Source organism: Cylindrospermopsis sp. CR12 (genome assembly GCF_001432185.1).
Classification (GTDB): domain Bacteria; phylum Cyanobacteriota; class Cyanobacteriia; order Cyanobacteriales; family Nostocaceae; genus Raphidiopsis; species Raphidiopsis raciborskii.
Genome location: NZ_LMVE01000077.1, coordinates 1 through 1687 on the forward strand (window position 1 = coordinate 1; position 1687 = coordinate 1687).

Genomic DNA, 1687 nt, shown 5'->3' on the forward strand with positions numbered 1-1687 from the left:
AATTTAACCAGTGCATAATTTTAGGCAGATCTGAGGGCTGTAATGGTTCTATTAAATAATGGGGGTGTTGGGTTTCATGCTTCAACCCAACCTACGTTTATCTTCCGGTGTTTAGATTAAAAAGAAGAGCGCTAGTTTTCCTCAGGGAAAATTCTGAAGATTTTGAGGGGCGTGCATTTAGAAAATGCCCCTCCAAATATCCCAAAACCCTTAAAATAACTGATTTATCCTTTGACGGAAAACGTTTACCGTCAACCTTTTACGAACCGGGAACCGAACATGAAACGTGCCTAGATGAGAGCGTGCCTTGCAATCGCCCGCAGGGAGTGCTGCGCAATCGCCCTTTTCATTCCTCACCCCTTAACTCAAGCTATATTAAAAACATACCCTACCCTGTAAATTTAAATGTATAAACCATTCACCTATATATTTATAACCTCTGGAATCATATCTACAGTCCTATTCTCATCCCAGCTCACCCCAGCTCAAACAATCCCCCAACATCGCTTATTATCTCATCCCATTATCCAGGATATTGCCCAAAAAACCATAGTCCAAATCAACAGTGACGCTCACCCCGGTGGTTCCGGTGTAATTGTCAAAAAAGAAGGCACCATATATACCGTACTCACCGCCAATCATGTGGTATGTGATAGACTTGGTACTACCAAAATTCGCTGTCGCCAAGACTTTACTTATACTGTTAGAACTCATGATGGCAAAGAATATCCCATCAAAGAACTCCAACTTATCCAAAAAACCGTTCAGGACCCTGACCTGGCTTTAGTCACCTTTCAATCCAATGAAAATTATCAAGTTGCATCCTTGGGTAACTCAGAGAACCTAACCATAGGAGCTGATATTTCCGTAGCTGGATTCCCCGCCATTTTTGGCACAGTGGGTAAGCAACGAAGTTTTACCATCACTGTTGGTAAGGTAGTTGTCAAACACTTAGATCCCCCCCAAGGCTATGGACTGGTTTATAATGCTACCACCCATATTGGTAATAATGGGGGTCCCGTTTTTAATGCACAAGGTCAGGTAATTGCCATTCACGGACTCGAAGATACCAACGCCCTTTCTGAAAAAACTGGCTTTAATGCAGGTATTCCCATTAATATCCTATATGGTTTTTTACCCAGAACCTTCTTTAATTCCACCCCATCACCCAGTTCCCACACTAACCCATCCCAGCTCCCATCTTCTAAATATACAAAACTAGAAACCTTATTACAGTCTCAAAACTTTAGAGAAGCAGATATAGAAACAGACAGAGTAATGTTAGCAGTAGCTAACAGACAAAGCGAGGGTTGGTTCAGAATAGAAGATGCAGAAAATTTTCCCTGTCAAGAATTGCGCACCATTGACAATCTGTGGTTAAAATATAGTCAGGGTAAATTTGGTATATCTGTCCAACAAGAAATATACAAAAACCTGGGGGGAACAAAACAATATGATTGGAATGTATTGAGCTCCTTCGGAGACAGGGTGGGATGGAGAAAACAAGGTTCATGGCTCTATTACAAAGATTTAAACTTTTCATTGTCCGCACCAACGGGTCAACTCCCATTACTGCGTCATTTACGTACTTCCCTCTCTAGGTCATTTTCATGGCTCTATTACACGGAAAGTACGTACTTCCCTCTCGGTACACAGGGTTTATGGGTACTTCCCTCCTGTCAAGACA

General features: G+C 41.8%; 1 protein-coding gene. It reads left to right on the top strand.

Annotation, left to right across the window (positions count from 1 at the left end; all coding sequences use genetic code 11):
* Nucleotides 1-405: 405 nt before the first annotated feature.
* A partial coding sequence (locus tag ASL19_RS18590) for a GUN4 domain-containing protein (protein ID WP_235528965.1) occupies nt 406-1687 on the top strand: 1282 nt, incomplete at its 3' end.